Source organism: Escherichia sp. AM3 (genome assembly GCF_032029835.1).
Lineage (GTDB): Bacteria > Pseudomonadota > Gammaproteobacteria > Enterobacterales > Enterobacteriaceae > Escherichia > Escherichia coli.
Window position 1 is genome coordinate 1 of the sequence record NZ_JAVUPQ010001333.1, and the last position, 233, is coordinate 233.

At 57.1% G+C, this 233-nt stretch carries 1 protein-coding gene; it reads left to right on the forward strand.

Translation table 11 applies throughout. The features are described 5' to 3' along the window. The coding region (locus RTW80_RS30935; RefSeq protein ID WP_312722091.1) for a murein transglycosylase domain-containing protein at positions 1-233 on the forward strand (233 nt) is incomplete at both ends.

Here is a 233-nt window from a genome sequence, read left to right on the forward strand (position 1 = left end):
CGATTACGGTTGAAACCATCGCAGGGACTGAACCTGCGGCGCATTTACGTCAGGCCATCATCAAAACCCTGCTGATGGGCGACGATCCGGGGTCTATCGACCTCTACTCTGATGCCGATGACATCACCATCTCCAAAGAGCCGTTTCTGTATGGCCAGGTCGTTGACCAGACCGGTCAGCCGATCCGCTGGGAAGGCCGCGCCACGAAATTTGCCGACTACCTGCTGCAAACG